The following is a 21,694-nucleotide window of genomic DNA, read 5'->3' on the forward strand; positions in this document are numbered from 1 at the left end:
GAGATAAATATGCAAAAAATTAAAGGGGCATTTCCAGTATTAATAACACCGATGGATGAATTTCAGGAAATTAATTGGGATGGGGTAAAGCAAAATGTAAATTACTTTATCGAACAAAACGTTGCAGGTATCATCATTAATGGAAGTACAGGAGAATTTGTAAGTTTATCAAAAGAAGAACGATTTAAAATGGTAGCAACCGTGTTGAAAGAAATTGATGGCCGTATTCCAGTTATTGTTGGAACTGCAGCAGAGACGACGAAAGAAACAATTGAATATACGAAACATGCAGAAGCGCACGGAGCGGATTGTGCATTAATTATAAACTCTTACTATTGTAAACCGAAGGAAGAGGAGATTTATTTTCATTTTAAAGAAATCTCAAACTCTGTAAATATACCAATTATGTTATACAATAATCCATTTACTTCTGGTGTTGATATGAGTACAGAGCTAATGCTCCGTATTGGAAAAGAGTGTGAAAATGTTACACATATTAAAGAATCTAGCGGAGATATTCGAAAAGCGAGAGATTTAGTAAGACAAAGTGAAGGGGCTTTCCAAGTCTTCTGTGGTTCTGAAGATTTAGTTATGGAATCATATTTAGTTGGTGCCTCGGGATGGGTTTCAGTAGCAGGAAATATCGTTCCCGGTCTCGTTACAAAAATGTATGAGCATTTTCAAAATGGTGAATTAGAAAAGGCGTGGGAAATAAACGATGCTATTTTACCACTTTGTGAGTTTCTTGAAGGATCAGGGAAATATGTTCAAATCGTTAAACGTTCTATGGAATTACATGGGCAAGCGGGAGGACCTTCTCGCTATCCAAGACTAGGGTTAACTGTAGAAGAAGATCAAAAGCTTCAAACGATTTTATCAAATATTGCAGCTCATGCAGCTGTTTAAATAAGGAGGAGAACATAATGTTAAAGACAAATATTGAGCTGAAACCAAAAGTGGAAGCGTTTTTAAATGAAGAAATTAAAATGTTTATTAATGGCGAATTTGTTTCTGCTATTGGCGGAAAGACGTTTGAAACGTACAATCCAGCAACAGAAGAGGTTCTAGCAGTCGTATGTGAAGCGCAAGAAGAGGATATTGATGCTGCAGTAAAAGCGGCAAGATCTGCATTTGAATCTGGCCCGTGGGCAGAAATGGCTACTGCTGAAAGAGCGCATCTTATTTATAAATTAGCAGATTTAATTGAAGAACATAGAGAAGAATTAGCGCAACTAGAAGCTTTAGATAATGGAAAGCCATATCAAGTAGCACTTGATGATGATATTTCAGCGACTGTAGAAAATTATCGTTATTACGCAGGATGGGCTACAAAAATTATTGGGCAAACAATCCCGATTTCAAAAGATTACTTGAATTATACGAGACATGAACCTGTTGGTGTTGTAGGACAAATTATTCCGTGGAATTTTCCGCTTGTTATGTCTTCTTGGAAAATGGGAGCTGCACTGGCGACAGGTTGTACGATTGTATTAAAGCCAGCAGAGCAAACGCCTTTATCTTTACTATATACAGCGAAACTCTTTAAAGAGGCTGGATTTCCAAACGGCGTTGTAAACTTTGTATCAGGCTTTGGTCCTGAAGCAGGGGCTGCAATTGTAAATCATCATGACATTGATAAAGTTGCTTTTACAGGATCTACTGTTACAGGAAAGTATATTATGCGTCAATCTGCAGAAATGATTAAGCATGTAACGTTAGAGCTTGGCGGAAAATCACCAAATATCATTTTAGAAGATGCGGACTTGGAAGAAGCGATAAATGGTGCATTCCAAGGTATTATGTATAATCACGGTCAAAATTGTAGCGCAGGATCACGTGTATTTGTTCATCGTAAACATTATGAAACTGTAGTAGATGCACTTGTGAAAATGGCGAACAACGTAAAACTTGGAGCAGGTATGGAGAAAGGAACGGAAATGGGTCCACTCGTATCTAAGAAACAACAAGAGCGTGTGTTAAATTACATTGAGCAAGGGAAGAAAGAAGGTGCTACAGTTGCGGCTGGTGGCGAACGTGCGCTTGAAAAAGGTTATTTCGTTAAGCCAACTATATTCACAGATGTTACAGACGATATGACAATCGTTAAGGAAGAAATATTTGGACCAGTTGTTGTCGTACTTCCATTTGATTCGACAGAAGAAGTAATTGAACGAGCGAACAACTCATCCTATGGCCTTGCTGCGGGTGTATGGACGCAAAATATCAAAACGGGTCATCAAGTAGCAAATAAATTAAAAGCAGGAACAGTGTGGATTAATGATTATAACTTAGAAAATGCAGCTACACCATTTGGTGGATATAAACAATCTGGTATTGGCCGCGAATTAGGTTCATATGCGCTTGATAATTATACAGAAGTGAAAAGTGTTTGGGTAAATATAAAGTAATAGGGCGTTTTACTGATAAAAATTGAGGGATGAAATAATGAAAGATGCGGACAACTAGAAAGTTTGATAATAGTTGTCCGTTTTTTTTATATACAAAATTGCTTTTCCAAAGAATGATAAGGGGGATTTGGATGGAGAATTTAGTAGAATGGTTAGTAGGGCAAGTGTGGAGTATCGGTTTAGTTGTTTTTGCATTAGGGGCAGGCGTATATTTCACGATTGCAACACGCTTTTTGCAAATCCGTTATTTTAAAGAGATGATTAAACTATTATTTGAAGGAAAGAGTTCAGAGACGGGAATATCATCTTTTCAGGCATTTTGTTTAGCCTTATCAGGAAGAGTTGGAATTGGTAATATTGCAGGGGTAGCGACAGCAATTGCTTTCGGCGGTCCTGGAGCTGTATTTTGGATGTGGGTAATGGCTTTGTTAGGGGCAGCGAGCGCGTTTGTAGAATCAACATTATCTCAAGTATACAAAAGTAAAGTAGGGAATGAATATCGCGGCGGTACTCCATATTTCATTGAGAAAGGTTTGAAAATGAAATGGTTTGCAGTCATTGTAGCAGTAGTTGTAACACTTTCATATGGCGTGTTATTACCAGGTATTCAATCTAGTAGTATCGCAGTTGGATTTGAAAACTCTAATGGTATTAGCAAATATATAACTGGTATATTTTTAGTCGTGTTACTAGCAGCAATTATTTTTGGTGGTGTAAAGAGAATTGCTGGCGTTTCTCAAATGCTTGTTCCATTTATGGCAATTGGTTATGTAATTGTTACATGTATCATATTAATTGCGAATGTAACGGAGATTCCAAGTATGTTTGCTTTAATTTTCTCTAGCGCATTTGGTGTAAATGAAATGTTTGGTGGAATTGTTGGTGCAGCTATTGCATGGGGCGTAAAACGCGCTGTATTTTCAAACGTTGCTGGTGTCGGAGAAGCGACGTATAGTTCGGCGGCTGCTGAAGTATCGCATCCCGCAAAACAAGGATTAGTTCAAGCGTTTTCCGTATATATCGATACAATTGTCGTATGTACAGCGACAGCTCTTATGATTTTAATAACAGGTATGTATAATGTTATACCTGAAGGGAAAACCGCCATTGTACAAAACATAGGAAATGTGGAAGCTGGTCCAATTTATACACAACAAGCAGTTGAAACTGTGATAACAGGGTTTGGTCCAATATTTATTTCAATTGCGATTTTCTTTTTTGCATTTACAACGTTACTCGCTTATTACTATATCGCTGAAACGACACTTACTTATTTAGATCGTCAACTGAAGTATGGCTGGTTAAAACCAGTTTTGAAATTTGGATTTTTAATTATGGTTTACATCGGTAGCGTTGAATCAGCGTCGCTTTTATGGAATCTTGGAGATTTAGGAATCGGTAGTATGGCATGGTTAAACTTAATCGCAATCTTACTTTTAAGTAAAACCGCATTAAAAGTGTTAAAAGATTATGAAACGCAGAAAAAAGAAGGGAAAGATCCAGTATTTAATCCTAAAAATGTGGGGATTGAAGGATTAACATTTTGGGAAGAAAGAAGTAAAGAGGTTGAAAGAAAAAGTTCTAGAGAAAAAGTTATTGTCGATGATAATTTAAAATTATAACTCAAATTAATTGAAAATTCTTAATTTAAAAGAAGGTATATTGCCTCCATTTCATCACATACTACAATAAGTATGGATAATATGACTGGAGGGAATAAGATGGAACATGAGCAACATAGTTCGATAAATGATATTCTACATCATTATAAAGAAGGTATAGGTAGTTTTACAAATCAAATTCCTGAAATCGCTGAGACATATAATGCGTTCACGCAAGCTTGTTTTCAAGAGGGTTCTTTAACAAAAAGAGAAAAACAACTTATTGCATTAGGAATTAGTTTAGCAACGCAAGATGAGTATTGTACAATTTATCATACAAAAGGTTGTCTTGATCAAGGATGTTCGGATAAAGAGATTCTGGAAGCATGTGGTGTTTCAGCAGCATTTGCTGGCGGAGCTGCGATGAGTCAAGCGGTAACTTTAGTGCAAGAGTGTTTAACAGAATTGAAAAATCAAAAGCATTGAATAAAAAAACGTTTTAAACTTTATGTTTAAAACGTTTTTTATGTGAAATTAAATTTGAGTATAAAAATTATCTAGGATGGGTTCAATTTATGGTTATACAATAATGGGAGAATTTTAAATTTAGTAGGAATGAGAAATAACAACTATTTATTTAATTTTAAGGTTTTGTAAAAAGCTTCAATTGCTTCATATAATCAATGGCTTTTGTTTTATTTTTCTGTTTAGAAACATAATGTGCCTCATTAAAATCTCTATAGTAACTGTTAACTACTTCTTCAGAAAGAGCACCGTCAGAGATAGCTCTTTTAACCGCGCAGTTTGGTTCGTTTGTATGTGAACAGTTAGAAAATTTACATCTCATAGAAATCTTTTTTATATCTTCATATCCAAATTCAAAATTCCCCTCAAGGTTTATCAAGTCAAATCCTATTTTACTAATAAGAAATCCCTCCATTTTTGAAAGAGTCTTTTAGAAACATAAATACAAATTTTATCGCTTTCAATTTGTATTTACTTTAATATTCTATATCTTCATAAATAGATTTTTCTACATCAGGAAGAACTGTGTATATACTCTTACCGATTAAAGCTTCTAATTCTTTCTTAATCGCATAAAACCCTTTCCAATGTAAAGATGTATGAGATGTTGTACCATGACGCAAACCAACAGAAATTAATCTTCTTTCCAGCGTAGTAAAGCCATCCGCATCAGCAAGAGCGTCACAAAGAGTAATTACTTTATTGTATAAGTCGTAGTTACAATGTTCATTTAATATTTCAACTAATCGGCTTCTCATATGGTCAGGAACGAGACTCCATTCTGCTGCGATATCTATATGTTCATTTTTGCATGGGAATGAGTGTGTCACACAAATAACAGCGTTTCCTGTATACCCTAAATCATTCATATACATATAACCATCATAGGAATGAATGACCGATTTGGTAAAACCTTTGTATCTTCCGATATCATGCAAAAGGGCAGCGTTATATGCTATGTCAGCATCTAGCTTGTACCCTTTTTTTATAAGTTCTATAATTATGTTTTCAGTTGCATGAGCAACATGTAGTGAATGTTCAAACCAAGGGCCCGGGTTTTGTTCATATGCCCATTCGAGTAATTCTTTTGCGTACATTCTATCTAATATATATTTCATATCGTTATCCTTTCACAAAAAATCATATCTTAACTATAAATTCCTCTTATTATTTCATTATTCCTTCTTTAAAAATTGTTACAATGAAACAAAAGGGGGAAAAGTAATGCGAAATTTAGTAATTGAAGAAATTAAGAAACTAGAAAATGATATAGAAGAACTTTCGAAACTTTTGAAAATGGTTGTAAATGATGGGGCATCAATTGGTTTTTTGCCTCCACTGGAACAAAAAGATGCAACAAAGTATTGGCAAACAGTATTAGCGCCAGAAGTGATATTGTATGTGGCTAAAATAAACAACGAAGTAGCAGGGAGTATTCAATTACAATTAGTTACTAAGCCTAACGGAATTCATAGAGCTGAGATTTGCAAATTAATGACTCATCCAAACTTTAGACGAAACGGTATTGGACGATCGCTTATGCAAAAAGCAGAGGAACGAGCAAAGCAAGAAAACAGGTCTCTTTTAGTATTAGATACTAGAGAAGGAGATCCTTCCAATAAATTGTACAAATCACTAGACTACCAAGAAGTTGGAACAATACCAGGGTATGCAATTTCTCCGAATGGAAAGTTAGATGCTACGGTTCTTTATTATAAAAACATTTAAGTTATAATCAAACGGGGAGAGTGCTTAATTATTAGTAAGTGAATAATAAACGACTATTTTTAACACCGTCTATATTTTTCTGGCAGTGTTAAAATAGTTAATTATAATCTAATTAACGCACTAAATGAATTTGAGAAAGTTTTTAGAGGGTTCTTTTAGTAATGATTCTCGTCTTATAATAAATGTAGAGAAGATGACTAGCCGACTATAGTTATTTTCGCTTTATTATGGGAAGGGGATGAAAGAATGAAAAAGAATAGTTTACAAAAGATGAAGAAAGTTATTTTAAGTGGTGGCGTATTACTTACGGGATTATTAACATTTGGGTTTTCAGAAAAGGCTTCAGCTCATGGATATGTAGAATCACCAGCGAGCCGATCTTATTTATGTAAGCAAGGTGTAAATGTAAATTGTGGACCAATTCAATATGAACCACAAAGTGTAGAAGGGATAGGTGGATTTCCACAACTAGGACCTTCTGATGGACAAATTGCAGGGGCTGGTCATTTTCCCGCTTTAGATGTTCAAACTGTAGATAGGTGGAAGAAAGTTACGTTAAATGGCGGGACGAATACATTCAAGTGGAAACTAACGGCTCCTCATAGTACGAAAGAGTGGAAATATTATATTACGAAAAAAGGTTGGAATCCAAATAAACCTTTGACGCGATCAGATTTAGATTTAGTGCCATTCTATGTAAAAAATGACGGTGGAGCTAGACCAGGGACAACAGTAACGCACGAAGCAAATGTACCAACTGACCGTAGTGGATACCATCTTATTTTAGCTGTTTGGGAAATTGCAGACACTGGAAATGCGTTTTATCAAGTTATAGATGTAAACCTTTTGAATAATGGCTTATCCTCAAATTTCGCTTTTAACAATGTAGTGCAAGCTCCTACACTATTTTAATTCAAACATACATTTCGATCATCTAATTCATTTTAGATGATTTTTTTTATGAAAATGATGAAAAATATAGAAGAAAGTGCAATTATTTATAAAAAAATATGCTTTAAATATTGTCATATTTGCTTCTTTAAGATATCCTTTTCATGAAGAGGTGGAAAACATGGAAAAAGTACTAGTTTTCGGGCATAAAAACCCAGATACAGATGCAATTTGTTCTGCAATTGCTTATGCAGAATTGAAAAAAGAATTAGGAATGAATGCTGAGCCTGTACGTTTAGGCGAAATCAGCGGTGAAACTCAATTTGCGTTAGACTATTTTAAAGTAGAAGGACCGCGTTTTGTTGAGACAGTAGCAAGCGAAGTGGACAACGTTATTTTAGTTGACCATAACGAGCGTCAACAAAGTGCTAACGATATCGAATCAGTTCGTGTGTTAGAAGTTATTGACCATCACCGTATTGCTAACTTTGAAACAAGCGATCCTATATACTATCGTTGTGAGCCAGTTGGCTGTACAGCTACAATCTTAAACAAAATGTACAAAGAAAATGGCGTAACAATTCGTAAAGAAGTTGCAGGTTTAATGTTATCTGCAATCATTTCAGATTCTTTACTATTCAAATCTCCAACTTGCACAGAACAAGATGTAGCAGCTGCTCGTGAATTAGCGGAAATCGCTGGTGTAGATGCAGATAACTACGGCTTAGAAATGTTAAAAGCTGGTGCTGACTTAAGCGGAAAAACAATGGAGCAATTAATCTCTCTTGATGCTAAAGAATTCCAAATGGGTAATGCGAAAGTTGAAATCGCACAAGTAAACGCTGTTGATACAAACGACGTTCTTGTACACCAAGCGGAACTTGAAAAAGTAATTTCTGCAGTAGTAGAAGAAAAAGGTTTAGACCTATTCTTATTCGTTGTAACTGATATCTTAACTAACGATTCTGTCGGTCTTGCGATCGGTAAAGCAGTAAACGTTGTTGAGAAAGCATACAACGTATCACTAGAAAACAATACAGCTACTTTAAAAGGTGTTGTATCTCGTAAAAAACAAATCGTACCAGTATTAACAGAAGCATTCCAAGCTTAATCGTATTGCGTACAGATGAACAGTAAGGACAAATAGTCAGATTGGCTATTTGTCCTTTTTTATTTATAATAAGCAGAAATTTTTAACTTTTAAACAGTCGCATTGTGTATGCTTAATGATATGGAAGTATTGAAAAGTAAATTACAGGGGCTTTTTGAAAAAATATTGCATCTGTTTCAAAATTAGAGAGCTGGATTTCGGAGGAACTGCGTTTAAACGCTGAAATACAGATGTTGCGTTTAACTTTTTAGAAGAAAGGATATAAAGTTTTGATTAACGAATTAAAATAAGGATAGCGTTAGCTATCCTTATAATCGTTTATTCGTAAGATTTTTTCTTGTTTATATAAAATGTGATTATCGTAGTAATGAAGAAAATAGGTATCGCATACACTTGCCCAACAAATAACTTCCAGCCGACATAATTATAGCCTTCAGATGCTGGGATGATAACGGAAATAACGCAAACGATAAAATAGACTAATAGTGCAGGAATAATATTTTTCATTTTTATGAACCTCCTTTATTGTTTTATTAATACATACTTGCATTATAATTTAGTTTCATTATTTTGAAGAAAAAATGAAAAATTTTTTATGGTATTATAATATTTGCAATGAGAGTAATCTATAGTACGCATATGGTAAAATGTGTAATTTTAACTTTCAGAATTATTATATAGTATCTCGAGAAAAAAATGTACAAAATAACGAATTTTATTTACCAAAGTAAAGGGAGTAGAAATATATATGAAAAGGCTATGTATAATTCCATGCGGAAAAAAGAAAATTTGGGATAAACATTCAGACTACGGACCGATGGAAGCAAAAGATGTATATATTAGTCCGTTCGGAAAAGCATGTCAGGCGTACGCAACTATGTTTTTCGAAAACTGGGTTATATTATCAGCGAAACATGGATTTTTAAGACCAAGTGATATTGTATTAGAAAACTATGATCTTGCATTTGATTCAAAAAGCGATGAGGTAATAAGTATAGAGCAATTACAAAAACAGATGGTAGATAAAAGTTTACTACAGTTTGACGAAATCGTCTTACTAGCAGGGAAGAAGCATAAAAAAGTAGTGACAAAGTTATATCCAGAAGAAATGATTACATATCCGCTAGAGGGGTGTAAAGGAATTGGGTATATGTTGCAGAGGTTGAAAGAAGCTGTGAAGGAAAGGGAGGAAATATAGGTGTAGTTTCAGTGATTTTAAACTCTATTTATTTAGGGAGCTGAAAAGTAAAATAGAGTTTTTAGGCATCGCCGAAAGGGTGATGCTTTTTTGTTCGTGTCGTCATTCATGTAAAAGTAATTTAGAGAATAAATCATTCGATTTATGAAGCGATAGCTTTTTTATATCGAAAACAAATTGCATCACTTTTAGAAAATATAGGACGTATGGGCACAGTTAAGATTGTAAGTGGGAATAGCAATAAGACAAGTTTTGAATAAGATATTAAGAAAGGAGATGTTGATGAATAATGGCTAGATATAGTTTGCACGGAGGACACAATAGTATTGTTCAAGGTGCTAATTTCGGGAATCGGAAAGAACACGTTCTAGATAGGCAAGTTAAAGATGCCGTGGCGGCTAAGTTAAGAGCCCTAGGACACACGGTTTATGACGATACGGACGAGGTAGGGGCAACTCAATCACAAAATTTAAATAATATCATTCGGAATAGCAATTCCCATGCTGTGGATTTAGTTATTTCTTTTCATCTTAATGCAAGTGATGGAAATGGACAGGGTGTTGAGGTTTTATATTATGATCAGAAAGATTTGGCGGCTAAAATCTCAGCTCAACTAGCAAAAGATATTGGATGGCGTGATCGAGGTGCGAAACAACGTACAGATTTAGCGGTATTAAATGGAACGAAGGCACCGGCTATTCTTATTGAATTAGGGTTTATTGATAATGAATCCGACATGGCAAAATGGAATGTTGATAAAATCGCTAATTCTATTGTATTTGCTCTTACAGGACAAACTGGAGGAGGTGCAGCGAATTTGCTCAAAGTAAAAACTGGTGGTGTAGCATTTAGTAATTTACAAGATTTGGCTCAAGCTATGGTTGATGCGGGTATTGATGGACAAATTGTCGTTCAAAAAGATGGCATTGGTTATGCTATAACGAATGGCTATCCGTCCGGGAATATCGATAAATTTACAGCTTGGTTAGATGCACGTAAATGGTACTATGAGTACGTGAGATAAAACGAAAATTGGTTTGATTAAAAACTAAAAATTGTCTTATTTTTAGTTAACAAGTATATTAAGTAACTATAAAAATATGGACAATTTATATGTAAATTAGTACACAAAACCACCTGTCAGAAAGGTGGTTTTATTTATCAAGCTATTTGCGGGAAGTAAAATTCTCACCTCAAAATTCGGATGAAGCTAAGAAATTAGGTGGGAATTACACTGCTCGTAGCCTCCTACTAATTATCGTTTCACTTTATATAGTTTAGAGTTTTGTAAATCTTTACTTATTAAACCCGTAATAATATTTTGTTTTCTCAATACATAAGCCGAATTTTAAATTATTACCCAATAATATAATACCTCTCATACTATTTATTAGTTGATAATAACAAAAAAACAAGCTTTGAATATAATAATGAAAAAGGAGATGTTAAATAATGGGTTATATTGTAGATATTTCGAAATGGAATGGCGACATTAACTGGGATATCGCAGCACCACAATTAGATTTCGTAATTGCACGTGTGCAAGATGGTTCAAACTATGTAGATCCTTTATATAAAAATTATGTACAAGCAATGAAAGCAAGGAATATTCCGTTTGGTAATTATGCGTTCTGTCGTTTCGTTTCAGTAGAGGATGCACGGATAGAAGCAAGAGACTTTTGGAACCGTGGTGATAAAAATGCAACAGTTTGGGTAGCTGACGTAGAAGTAAGAACAATGAACGATATGAGAGCGGGTGCACAAGCTTTTATTGATGAATTACGCAGATTAGGAGCTAAGAAAGTCGGTTTATATATTGCTCATCATATGTATGCTCCATTTGGAATGGAAAATGTCAATTGTGATTTTGTATGGATTCCTCGTTATGGTGGTAACAAACCGGCGTATCCATGTGATATTTGGCAATACACAGAGACAGGAAATGTGGCTGGTATCGGCAAGTGTGATTTAAATAAGCTGATTGGAAATAAGCCGTTAGCTTGGTTTACAAATCAAATTGTTGAGCCGATAAAAAAACAAGAAGGGGTTGGAATTATAGTGAATAAATATAGCAAAGTAGTTACTTATGAATTTGGTGTAAATTTAATTTCTGACATGATTCAAATGATGGATAAGCTTGGATATACTTCTAAAATAATATCTCGTGGAGATAACCAAGGGCTTGTGTATTTCGAAACAGATTATCGTCAAGGGAACGAACTGGACAAAGCAACTGCTTGGTTAGATATGAAAGGAATTAAATATTTTTATACAAAAGAGTAGTTTGCAAAAATAAGAGCCGTCATGTGACGGTTTTTATTTTTATTTAATCTTTTAACTCTACTTATAATATGGAGAAAATAGACTAATAAACAAGCCTTTGTATACTTTCAAACATAGAATATGATGAATTCTATCAAGGAGGAAGCATATTTATGAGAAATACTTGTCATTGTGGACATTTTCAAGATTGTAATAAATTTTGGGATGATTTAATGTTTGGGAGATGTAGATGTAAGCGCAATGATTTTCACGAGTGTTGTTGCAAAGAGAAACCGAAGTGTGAGTGTGAAAAATGTCATTGTAAAACAAAAGCGAAATGCCATTGTAGGCATGAAGAGGAAGGGTATTAATAATAAAAAAGAGTACGATTGGTCATCTCCCTGTCAAGTAGACAGAAATAAAAAGAGTATTATGCCACGGCCTTTTCCCGATATTCTATCGGGGAAAGGCCGTGAAGTTTTTCTTGGAATCTTTCTGTATTATAAAATTGAATATATTCTTGAATTGCTCGGTAGGCCATTTCATATGTTTTTGGGCACACTAAATACAACTTCTCTGTTTTTAAATGTGAGAAGAATGATTCGATACACGCATTATCAAAACAGTTTCCACGTCTAGAATGACTACCGACAAATCCTAATTTCTCTAACTGTTTTGCGTAGGATTTAGATGTATATTGAAACCCTTGATCTGAATGGAAAAGGGGCTTAGTAGTTAATGACTTCCCTTCTAATTGACGTAATGTAGTTAAAACCAAATCTAAATCATTTCTTGAAGATAGCTTCCAGGCAACAATTTCATTGTTGTATAAATCTAACACAGCCGACAAATAGGCAAATTGTTCTCCGATTCGTACATAAGTAATATCTGTTACGAATTTTTGATTTTGCTTTTCAGCTTGAAACTCTCGATTCAAATGATTTTTAAATACCACAGATGTTTTTCTTCCATAAAACGGACGTTTTTTTCGAATGATAGATTGAATACCCAGCTCTCTCATAAGACGACGAACACGTTTATGATTCATTACCATTCCTTCTCGAGCCAAAGCACGAGTCATACGTTTATACCCATAGTAAGGGTGCTGACGATGAATAGATAAAATATGTTCTTTATGCCACATATCCCTTTTCTGACGTAAACGCTGCACGTTATGATATTTCCGCCATTTATAGTAGCCAGCCTTAGAAACTTCCGCGATTTGAAGCAACCATCGGAGTGGATAGGCTTGGCGTAATGAATCGATAAGAGAAAATCGTTCTTTCTTTAGGACCATTCCTTCCCGTGTAGATTTGGATTGCGCTTTTTTAAATACTCAACCTGTGCCTTCAAATAAGCATTTTCTTCTTCTAGACTATTAAAATTCTTTCGATTCCAGACACCACGTTGATCATCAAAGGACTCCCCTTGTTGCGCACGTTTTACCCACTCAATAATCTGGGCATCGCTCTTCACACCGAGTTGTTCACGAATTTCTCGCAATGATTTTCTCTCTTCTAATCGAAGACGAACTGCTTCTCGCTTTAGTTCTTCTGTATATTTTTGAAATGATTGTCCTTTTCTTGCCATAAAAAAATCCCCTCCAGATAAAACAGTATTGAGTCCATCATATCAGATGGACTCTTTTTTTACTGTCTACCTATAGGGGATAATACCAGATGCGTACTCTTTTTTTGGATGATTATATTCCATCTTGAACAGATTTCTTTACAATTACCCATGTGTCTTTCTTTTTAACCGTTATAGCTACATTAGTTCCATTAGATTCCTTATAAAAGATATATCCATTGTTTGAGTTTACATATGTAACTGGTTCACCTATGCAATCTCGCGAGCAGGATTTGTTGACTAGTTCAATTAAGGATAGTTCACTTGGATCGGTTTTACTGGCTTCTATAACAGCATCAAGGCTTGTTTTTCGATAACCTTGCAAGTTTATATGAAAAAGCTGCTCTATTTCTCCTGTAATGCTAGTGTTCATTACTTCTACTGAATTCTTTTTTTCTTGAAGAAAGCCGTTTTCATAAAGTAATTTTGTATAGCCAATCCATGCTATTAACACTAGCATGAAAAACATACCCGTCATTTTAAGTATTCGAAGTCGTTTGCTTATAATTGTTTCTGAGTATTTCATTCACTCTAATCCTCCAATGTTTTTAATTTAAAATATGCTTGGATACATACTTTTAGAAGAGGATGAAAGTTAATGAGTTTTTAATAAAAAAGAAAACATCCAGGGTTAGATGCTTTCTTTTTTTGGTATTTTTGGCTATCTGTTAGTTACTTGTTTCATAAGTGGTCTTATTTCTTTAACTGGTGGTTTCTTATCATAGGCATCAACGTAAGAAAAGTAATAGTTTAAGTTTCTTAGAAGACCTTTTCCTATTTTTGCACTTAAGAAAGGAAAGACTTGTCCGGTATAATCATCGAGAGATTTACAGTAATATTTTTCATCTAAATATATACTGTATTTACATGTTAGTTCTACTAAAGGATTCCCTTCATCATCAAATACTTCTTTAGAATCAATAATATCTATTAGTGCAAATTTTTCATTTAAGTAAACTTTCTTTTTTTTCTCGTGTTTATTTGTAAGTATAAAAACGAGACCAATCGCGTTAATCAAACTATTTCCTCCTATAAAAAACGGATATTAATAAAATATATCGATATAAGCTAAATGTAAAGAGGAGAGGTGAAATATCATGGAGAGAAAACTAAATAAGCCGATTGGTGAGAGCTGATAATCAGTGGGGGATGAACAACCCCCTCACTGATTAAAGTTTCACTTTATTGAAATACTTGCGGGAATTGTTTTACGATTGCGTTTGTTATCATGTCAGCCATTTCTAATGCTTCTTTTTCAATTTTATCGTAAAGTTTTACTCCTGCTTCATAATCTTTATTTAGGAAGGCAAGTGCTTCTGCTTTCGTTAGTGCTAAATGTTCATAAAACATTTTTCTAAATTCTTCTTTATCTATATATGGGTTGATCCTGTTAAGGAATTCAATAATTGCGTCACCATTAGCGTACCATTTTTTCTCTATAGCGGCCGCTGCATTTTGATTACCAGCTTTTGCGGCTTTAACAAGATCCGCTGCAATTACTAAGTGATCTTTAATTAATGCACTATATTTTTTCACTGCATCCTCACCGTAAAATGGTTCAAGTGATAGTCCCATATGTGTTGCGTTTTGTAGAAGTCGTCCAACAGTAACATTAACATCTGGTAAATTAAATACTATACTTATAATAGCCAATCTCGTCCAAGCGACGTGTTGTTCCCATAAAGAACGCATATACCCTTTTAAAAAATTCTCATTTTTACTAATTCGGTAGTTCCGTACGGATAAATCATAGTTTACATAAGGGTTATGGTAGGGGGAGTAATACGATTGCCAATAAGAATACATAAATAGTAACACTCCTTTGAACATGTATAACTCAAAGTATGATGAAGATTTATTTTTAGTTACGTGTCCTAGATTATTTTTAGGGAATTTGAAATGGAGAAATTCAATGAATGGTGTTGTGGTATATATGAATAAATTGAATATAAAGTAAAAGAGGGTCTGTAAGGGAAGTTGCAGACCCTCAAAAGGGTATTGCCGAGATGTCGGACTCGACTACGTAATGTTATCATAAAATTCTTTTGAAAAAACCTGGTAAATGTGTCCAAATGAAATTGGGACCTTAATACAGTCAAAGGGACCTGCTTCCCGCGGCAGGCCCCAATAACTAGATAATGTCGATGAGCAAAAAACTCATCTGGAGTACTTTTATAGTAACAAGTAAAATGTGTTTTGTGTATTGAGAAAGAAGAATTGCATAATTATATGTGAACAATTTAAATCCCAACAATTTATGATTATCATTAATTGTTGGGATCTAAATATGGTTATAAAATGGAGAAAAGACTTGGAAGTGAGATCGAGGTACACAGAAGTATGTAATCATGAAAAAGACCTGCTAATATAAGCAGGTCAACTTAAGGGGTTTATCCAACAGATTATTATATATGGTAACAACTGAATTGTAGTAAGTCTATACATTTAATATTGAGAAAAATTCTGTGAATGATATATTTTTTGCACATATATTAACGTCTAAAAAGTTGAGAAAGAAAATTAAAAAGCTTTTTATAAGAGAATAATGGCTGGTACTTATAGTATAATTCATATTTCCACGCATCATTATTAGAGAATTGGAGTTTTTGTGTTTTCGTTTTTGCCTTGATGGAACTCATATTACGATGTTTCATATAGTAACCTCCTGAATTTATATGTATACGATTAGTAGTATTCAAGAAAGGGAAATAAAATGAACATTTAAATTGAAACTCTTTCTTCTTGTGTACTGGATTTACGTTATAAATGTTGTAAAACATATAAAATAATGATGCTAATTCATATTAAATAAGTGAAGAAACATAGAATAATGAAAAAACAATAAGCATCTAATCATCCCTTTCAAGTCGCATAAGTGATTGATATAATAGAAGTAGATGAAAGATAAAGAAAAGCGGGTGACTCTTTTTTGTTTACTAAAGCACAAGAACTTTTAGCGTCCTACTTTGGTTATTCTTCGTTTCGAAGAGGACAAGATGAAACAATTAAAAATGTACTAGATGGGAAAGATACGGTTTGTATTATGCCAACGGGTGGCGGTAAGTCGATTTGTTATCAAATTCCGGCATTAGTATTTGAAGGAACGACGTTGGTTATATCGCCTCTAATATCACTTATGAAGGATCAAGTAGATACATTGGTACAGAATGGCATTTCAGCTACATATATTAATAGTTCTATATCTATTGCAGAAGCAAATCAGCGAATTCAATTAGCGAAACAAGGACATTACAAGTTACTTTATGTGGCGCCTGAGCGTCTTGATTCGATGGAGTTTGTTGATCAACTTATTGATATGAAAATCCCTATGATTGCGATTGATGAAGCACACTGTATTTCACAGTGGGGACATGATTTCCGTCCAAGTTATTTACATATACATCGCATATTAGATTATCTTCCAGAAAAGCCGCTCGTATTAGCATTAACAGCAACAGCAACACCGCAAGTACGTGATGATATTTGTAACACACTTGAAATTAATCAAGAAAATACAATTATGACAACGTTTGAGCGTGAGAACTTATCGTTTTCTGTCATTAAAGGGCAAGATCGAAATGCATATTTGGCGGATTATATTCGTCAAAATCAAAAGGAATCCGGGATTATATATGCAGCTACTAGAAAAGTAGTCGATCAGTTATATGAAGATTTGATGAAGGCAGGTGTTTCTGTATCAAAATATCATGCTGGTATGAGTGATAGTGATCGAAATGAGCAACAAGAACTCTTTTTACGAGATGAAGTAAGTGTAATGGTAGCAACATCTGCATTCGGGATGGGTATTGATAAATCGAATATTCGTTACGTAATTCATTATCAGCTTCCAAAAAATATGGAAAGTTACTATCAAGAAGCAGGACGTGCTGGTCGTGACGGATTAGATAGTACATGTATATTGTTATATTCTTCTCAAGATGTACAAGTACAGCGTTTTTTAATTGATCAATCAACTGGAGAATCACGTTTTTCAAATGAACTTGAAAAATTGCAAAATATGACCGATTACTGTCATACAGAACAATGTTTACAATCATTCATTTTGCAATACTTTGGAGAAGAACCGAAAGAAGATTGTGGACGCTGTGGTAATTGTACAGACAATCGCGAGAGCATCGATGTGACAAGAGAATCACAAATGGTTTTATCATGCATGATTAGAACGAACCAACGCTTTGGAAAGCAAATGATAGCGCAAGTATTAACTGGGTCGAAGAATAAGAAAGTTATTGAATTTAATTTTCATACTTTACCAACGTATGGGCTTTTATCGAACCGTAGTGTAAAAGAGGTCAGTGAGTTTATTGAGTTTTTAATTTCAGACGAGTTAATTGCAGTTGAACATGGCACTTATCCGACGTTAAAAGTAACTGAAAAAGGGAAAGAAGTATTACTTGGCAAAGAGAATGTTTTACGAAAAGAACGAGTAGAGACAAGACAAATTGTTCAAGACCATCCTTTATTTGAAGTGCTTCGTGAAGTACGTAAAGAAATTGCACAAGGAGAAGGTGTACCTCCGTTCGTTATTTTCTCTGACCAAACATTAAAAGATATGTGTGTGAAAATGCCGCAAAATGATTCTGAATTGTTGACGGTAAAAGGTATCGGAGAACACAAACTTGTGAAATATGGCTCGCACTTCTTACAAGCAGTTCAGCATTTTATTGAGGAAAATCCAAATTATGCTGAAACGATTAAGACAGAAGTAGTTTCAGAGCGTAAAAAGTCAGGAAAAGCGTCCGCAAATTCTCATTTAGAAACATATGAAATGTATAAACAAGGTATTGATTTGAATGAGATTGCAAAAGAACGTAACTTATCAAGACAAACAATTGAAAACCATTTAATTCGCTGCTATGAGGATGGAATGGAAGTAGATTGGCAAAGCTTTGTTCCAGCAGAGTATGAATCTCTTATTGAAACTGCCGTTCAAAATGCAGAGGGTGGGCTGAAATCTATTAAAGAACAGCTTCCGAATGAAGTGAGTTACTTTATGATTCGTGCTTATTTACAAATAAGAAAGTAGAGACATATAAAGGGGATAAGAATTTATGTATCATGTGTTCGTTTATGGCACATTAAGAAGAGGACAAACGAATGCTCATTATATGCAAGGTGCAACATGCATCGCAGACAGAGCTTGGACATATGGAAAATTATTTGATACGAATGAAGGATATCCGGCCATGACTTATTCGATTGAAGAACAGGTGTATGGAGAAGTTTATGTAGTAAATGATAAGATATTGTGTAAGTTAGATGAACTAGAAGAATATACAGGTAATGCGGAGACTGATTTATATGATCGAATCACGCAAACAGTATATGTTGCTGATAGGGAAATTGAGGCATATGTGTATATCGCTCAGAATAAAAAGATGTTAAAGAAAGTGATAGACTCTGGTGACTGGCTTATGTATCAAAAAATATAATAAGGTAGTTTTAAAAATTGGAAAGCAGATAATGACGAATTCATTATCTGCTTTTTATTGTGTGAATAATTGTCGTTCTCTTTTTATTCTTATAGTTCTTAGTACGATTCCAATTCCGAGAAATAAAACAGTAGCAGCGACCCCGCTAGTAGGATTTAACCAAAAATCACTACTGTTTGTAAGAGTAATAATCCCTGTTATTGTAACTAAAACAGTAGGAACAGCATCCTTGATTGCATGCATGATAACACATGGCCAGACTGATTTTGTAAGTCTATATATTTCAACATACATAATTGACCAACAAAGCATAAGGATACAGCCAGATAGAAGCATATTTAATCTTGAGATAGATTCAAAATATTCATTTGAAGAGCCTCCTTTACTTTTATTTATCCTATTATTTGTGGGCAGTAAAACGCCCATTGATTAAAGTCTTTAATTTTTACAATATTTGTTAATGGATAAATTAAATAGGAGACAAATAGAAAGTAGTATCTTTTGTATGCATCACTATACTATATGTGTATTTGTGTGATTTTGATGTTGCATATTCTTTTTAAATTAGAAAGATGAAAAGTAAGTTTTTTCGGAAAATTTAAACGGAAACTATTGACTTTATGATTGGGTTTTTAATACAATGATACTTCGACTGAAAAATTAGAACGGACAGGAGGGAATCGTCGAAATGAGCAACATATTTGAAGATGAGTTACAAAAAATGAAGGATACTTTACATACGATGGATGAGCAATTGGATAAGCTTGAAAAAACCCCGGTTTATTATGGAGAAGATTTTAAAGAGCAAATTCTTGAAAGTATGAGGGAGTCTAATAGACAAAACTTACGTATTGGTGTGCAAGAGCCGTACTTTGGAAGGTTAGATTTTCAGGAAGATGGAAAAGAAGAAGTTATGCCGATTTATATCGGAAAAGTAGGGGTTTCGGATATGGACACGATGAAGCCAATCATTATTGATTGGCGGGCGCCTGTCGCCAGTATGTTTTATTCATTTACCGGTGGAGAAGAATTAGCATTTTATCAATCACCAGATGGGTTAGTAGAAGGTGATGTGTATTTAAAACGAAACATTTCCATTCGAAAAAGAGAACTTGAACGTGTTGTTGATACATATGTAAAAGGAAATGAAGATGTATCGCATGCCGATGATTTTCTTCTATATCGATTAGGTGAGAATAAAGATAATAAGCTAAAGGATATTGTTTCAACGATTCAATCGGAACAAAATGATATTATTCGAGCGGAAAGAAATTTACCATTACTTATTCAAGGGGTTGCAGGGAGCGGAAAGACAACAATTGCTTTACATCGCCTTGCTTTTTTAATTTATGAATATCGTGAACAACTAGAAGCAGAAAGAATGATCGTATTTGCGCCGAATAGTCTGTTTTTAGACTACATTTCGAGTGTACTTCCTGAATTAGGTGTAGGGAATATTAGTCAAACAACGTTTCTGGATTGGGCATTACGTACGTTAGATGATTCAGTGAAACTAAAGCAGACAGAAGAAAAATTGAAAGAAGCATTTTCAATTAATCGTGATGAAAAGAAGATAATGCTAGGTAAATTAAAGGGTACGTTGGAATTTAAGACGTTTATTGAAGAGAGAATGATCCAATTTGAAAATGAGTTAGTTCCGACAAAAGATTTTGAGGCGTGGGATAGAGCGATTATTCCAGTAGAAGATATTAAAAAATGGATGCAAGTTGAATATAAACATTATCCTTTACAGAAAAGAAGAGAACGATTAGTAGGACGAATGAAGCGCTGGATTGAAATTGAACTTAAAAAATTCGGGGAAACAAACGAGAAAAAATTACTTAAAAAAGAAGCGACTAAGAGACTGAACGCATATATGAAGTTTTGGCCGAAAATGAGTGCTCTTTCACTGTATAGTTCAATAGTAAAAAGTAAAGAAATACTCGAGGTATTACCTGAAGAACTTGTTAAAGAAACAGAAAAGAGTTGTCGTAAAAAAGAAGTGTATGTAGAAGATTTACCAGCTTTAATATACATACATCATCGTATAACAGGGATTGAAATCGGGCAGAAGTTTCATCACGTTGTTATTGATGAAGCGCAAGATTTTTCGCCTTTCCAAGTTTATGTATTAAAAGAAATTACATTAGGTAATTCTTTCACTATATTAGGTGATTTATCGCAAGCGATTTATGATTACCAAGGAATTGAAGATTGGAATGCTTTTAAGGAAGTATTCCAAGAAACCGGTTATTATGAATTGACAAGAAGTTATCGTTCTACAAAAGAAATTATTGAATTTGCAAATGAAATAATTAAAAATGCAGAAATCCCAGTAGGACTCGCAACACCAGTCTTCCGCAGTGGAGAAGATGTGAAAGTAATTCATGCGGAAAATCAATTTACTGAAATTGTGAAGACGGTAAAACATTTGCAAAATGCAGATGTGAAAACAATTGCGGTAATCGGAAGAACAGAAGATGAATGCCGTGATATATATGTGGAATTAACAAATGCAGGATTAACGGTAAACGTAATTGAAGCAAACCAAAGTAAATATGAAGGTGGTATATCAGTAGTACCTGTCTATTTAGCGAAAGGTTTAGAATTTGATGCGGTGCTTTTAATTGATGTGGATGAAGAACATTACAAAGACACAAAACATGATGCAAAGTTACTATATGTTGGATGTACGAGATCACTTCATGACCTATGGATTTTCCATAGTGGGGAAGCGTCACCTTTAATTAAAGGATTAAAATAAAGTGAAACTATAATCAGTGGGGAGTTTTACTGCAAGCTAATGTGAGATAAATATAAAAAGAGGGTTTCTATTACTGTCTACTTAACAGGGAGATGACTATGAAGACCCTCTTTTTATATTGAAA

The 21,694-nt window shown here is 34.2% G+C and carries 21 protein-coding genes and 1 pseudogene; 14 read left to right on the top strand and 8 right to left on the bottom strand.

Going from position 1 to position 21,694, the window contains the following annotated elements:
- The first annotated feature begins 9 nt into the window (after nt 1–9).
- From dapA to B9A45_RS15430, 4 genes are all read left to right on the top strand, one after another.
- Nucleotides 10–906 carry a 4-hydroxy-tetrahydrodipicolinate synthase gene (gene dapA, locus B9A45_RS15415; RefSeq protein ID WP_001169459.1) on the top strand — a complete coding sequence of 299 codons (897 nt, stop codon included), beginning with the start codon at nt 10–12 and terminating at the stop codon, nt 904–906.
- A 17-nt stretch (nt 907–923) separates the two neighbouring features.
- Nucleotides 924–2,408, top strand: coding sequence for an aldehyde dehydrogenase family protein (locus B9A45_RS15420; protein ID WP_000920982.1), 1,485 nt, complete (start codon nt 924–926; stop codon nt 2,406–2,408).
- Between the two features lie 131 nt (nt 2,409–2,539).
- On the top strand, nt 2,540–4,030 hold the full coding sequence (locus tag B9A45_RS15425) for an alanine/glycine:cation symporter family protein (protein WP_016110139.1): 1,491 nt from the start codon (nt 2,540–2,542) through the stop codon (nt 4,028–4,030).
- A 72-nt stretch (nt 4,031–4,102) separates the two neighbouring features.
- Nucleotides 4,103–4,495 carry a carboxymuconolactone decarboxylase family protein gene (locus tag B9A45_RS15430; protein WP_002005224.1) on the top strand — a complete coding sequence of 131 codons (393 nt, stop codon included), beginning with the start codon at nt 4,103–4,105 and terminating at the stop codon, nt 4,493–4,495.
- A gap of 157 nt (nt 4,496–4,652) precedes the next feature.
- Here the strand turns inward: B9A45_RS15430 and B9A45_RS15435 are convergent, their stop codons facing one another.
- Together B9A45_RS15435 and B9A45_RS15440 are read right to left on the bottom strand one after the other, a co-directional pair.
- Nucleotides 4,653–4,949, bottom strand: coding sequence for a P-loop NTPase family protein (locus B9A45_RS15435; protein WP_000398281.1), 297 nt, complete (start codon nt 4,947–4,949; stop codon nt 4,653–4,655).
- A gap of 61 nt (nt 4,950–5,010) precedes the next feature.
- Nucleotides 5,011–5,652: an HD domain-containing protein gene (locus B9A45_RS15440; protein ID WP_000874102.1), complete on the bottom strand. Its 642-nt coding sequence runs from the start codon at nt 5,650–5,652 to the stop codon at nt 5,011–5,013.
- A 106-nt stretch (nt 5,653–5,758) separates the two neighbouring features.
- Here B9A45_RS15440 and B9A45_RS15445 point away from each other — a divergent pair, with 106 nt between their 5' ends.
- The 3 genes from B9A45_RS15445 to ppaC all read left to right on the top strand — a co-directional run bounded on the left by B9A45_RS15445 (nt 5,759) and on the right by ppaC (nt 8,264).
- Nucleotides 5,759–6,262 (top strand): GNAT family N-acetyltransferase, encoded by a 504-nt coding sequence (locus B9A45_RS15445; protein ID WP_001245250.1) that lies wholly within the window; start codon nt 5,759–5,761, stop codon nt 6,260–6,262.
- A 246-nt stretch (nt 6,263–6,508) separates the two neighbouring features.
- Entirely contained in the window at nt 6,509–7,174 is a 666-nt protein-coding gene (locus tag B9A45_RS15450; RefSeq protein ID WP_000742279.1) for a lytic polysaccharide monooxygenase, read from the top strand.
- A 160-nt stretch (nt 7,175–7,334) separates the two neighbouring features.
- Nucleotides 7,335–8,264, top strand: a complete 930-nt coding sequence (gene ppaC, locus B9A45_RS15455) for a manganese-dependent inorganic pyrophosphatase (RefSeq protein ID WP_084064225.1) — start codon at nt 7,335–7,337, stop codon at nt 8,262–8,264.
- Nucleotides 8,265–8,582: 318 nt separating this feature from the next.
- Here ppaC and B9A45_RS15460 read toward each other — a convergent pair whose 3' ends face one another.
- Entirely contained in the window at nt 8,583–8,771 is a 189-nt protein-coding gene (locus tag B9A45_RS15460; RefSeq protein WP_000789486.1) for a DUF4017 family protein, read from the bottom strand.
- A 241-nt stretch (nt 8,772–9,012) separates the two neighbouring features.
- On the opposite strand from B9A45_RS15460, the gene B9A45_RS15465 reads away from it, so the two are divergent.
- The 4 genes from B9A45_RS15465 (at nt 9,013) to B9A45_RS32730 (ending at nt 12,095) form a co-directional block, all read left to right on the top strand.
- Nucleotides 9,013–9,462: a DUF6884 domain-containing protein gene (locus tag B9A45_RS15465; protein ID WP_000824873.1), complete on the top strand. Its 450-nt coding sequence runs from the start codon at nt 9,013–9,015 to the stop codon at nt 9,460–9,462.
- A 289-nt stretch (nt 9,463–9,751) separates the two neighbouring features.
- Nucleotides 9,752–10,486 carry an N-acetylmuramoyl-L-alanine amidase gene (locus B9A45_RS15470; RefSeq protein ID WP_000135280.1) on the top strand — a complete coding sequence of 245 codons (735 nt, stop codon included), beginning with the start codon at nt 9,752–9,754 and terminating at the stop codon, nt 10,484–10,486.
- A 428-nt stretch (nt 10,487–10,914) separates the two neighbouring features.
- On the top strand, nt 10,915–11,745 hold the full coding sequence (locus B9A45_RS15475) for a GH25 family lysozyme (protein ID WP_000540614.1): 831 nt from the start codon (nt 10,915–10,917) through the stop codon (nt 11,743–11,745).
- A 152-nt stretch (nt 11,746–11,897) separates the two neighbouring features.
- Nucleotides 11,898–12,095, top strand: coding sequence for a hypothetical protein (locus B9A45_RS32730; protein WP_001246231.1), 198 nt, complete (start codon nt 11,898–11,900; stop codon nt 12,093–12,095).
- A gap of 59 nt (nt 12,096–12,154) precedes the next feature.
- On the opposite strand, the gene B9A45_RS15480 is transcribed toward B9A45_RS32730, so the two are convergent.
- The 4 genes from B9A45_RS15480 to B9A45_RS15495 form a co-directional block, all read right to left on the bottom strand.
- A protein-coding gene (locus B9A45_RS15480) for an IS3-like element ISBth8 family transposase (protein WP_087874946.1) occupies nt 12,155–13,314 on the bottom strand; the annotation gives its coding sequence in 2 pieces (ribosomal slippage) (nt 12,155–13,056 and nt 13,056–13,314; 1,161 coding nt in all).
- 112 nt (nt 13,315–13,426) lie between these two features.
- Nucleotides 13,427–13,879, bottom strand: a complete 453-nt coding sequence (locus tag B9A45_RS15485) for a hypothetical protein (RefSeq protein WP_000877572.1) — start codon at nt 13,877–13,879, stop codon at nt 13,427–13,429.
- Between the two features lie 135 nt (nt 13,880–14,014).
- Nucleotides 14,015–14,371, bottom strand: coding sequence for a hypothetical protein (locus B9A45_RS15490; protein WP_000606231.1), 357 nt, complete (start codon nt 14,369–14,371; stop codon nt 14,015–14,017).
- 164 nt (nt 14,372–14,535) lie between these two features.
- The gene (locus B9A45_RS15495) at nt 14,536–15,159 is read right to left on the bottom strand and encodes a hypothetical protein (RefSeq protein ID WP_000287725.1); all 624 of its coding nucleotides are present in this window, start codon (nt 15,157–15,159) and stop codon (nt 14,536–14,538) included.
- A gap of 1,123 nt (nt 15,160–16,282) precedes the next feature.
- Between B9A45_RS15495 and recQ the strand changes: the two genes are divergently transcribed.
- Nucleotides 16,283–18,400: a DNA helicase RecQ gene (gene recQ / locus B9A45_RS15505; protein ID WP_000494270.1), complete on the top strand. Its 2,118-nt coding sequence runs from the start codon at nt 16,283–16,285 to the stop codon at nt 18,398–18,400.
- Nucleotides 18,401–18,425: 25 nt separating this feature from the next.
- Complete coding sequence (locus tag B9A45_RS15510; RefSeq protein WP_000274916.1) at nt 18,426–18,806, top strand: gamma-glutamylcyclotransferase family protein; 381 nt, start codon at nt 18,426–18,428, stop codon at nt 18,804–18,806.
- A gap of 54 nt (nt 18,807–18,860) precedes the next feature.
- Here B9A45_RS15510 and B9A45_RS15515 read toward each other — a convergent pair.
- A pseudogene (locus B9A45_RS15515) lies at nt 18,861–19,175 on the bottom strand (CPBP family intramembrane glutamate endopeptidase); the annotation flags it as partial.
- A gap of 319 nt (nt 19,176–19,494) precedes the next feature.
- Between B9A45_RS15515 and B9A45_RS15520 the strand changes: the two are divergent.
- The gene (locus tag B9A45_RS15520; RefSeq protein WP_000065177.1) at nt 19,495–21,570 is read left to right on the top strand and encodes a HelD family protein; all 2,076 of its coding nucleotides are present in this window, start codon (nt 19,495–19,497) and stop codon (nt 21,568–21,570) included.
- The last annotated feature ends 124 nt before the right edge of the window (nt 21,571–21,694 follow it).

The organism is Bacillus sp. JKS001846 (genome assembly GCF_900176455.1).
In the GTDB taxonomy this organism is placed as follows: domain Bacteria; phylum Bacillota; class Bacilli; order Bacillales; family Bacillaceae_G; genus Bacillus_A; species Bacillus_A cereus.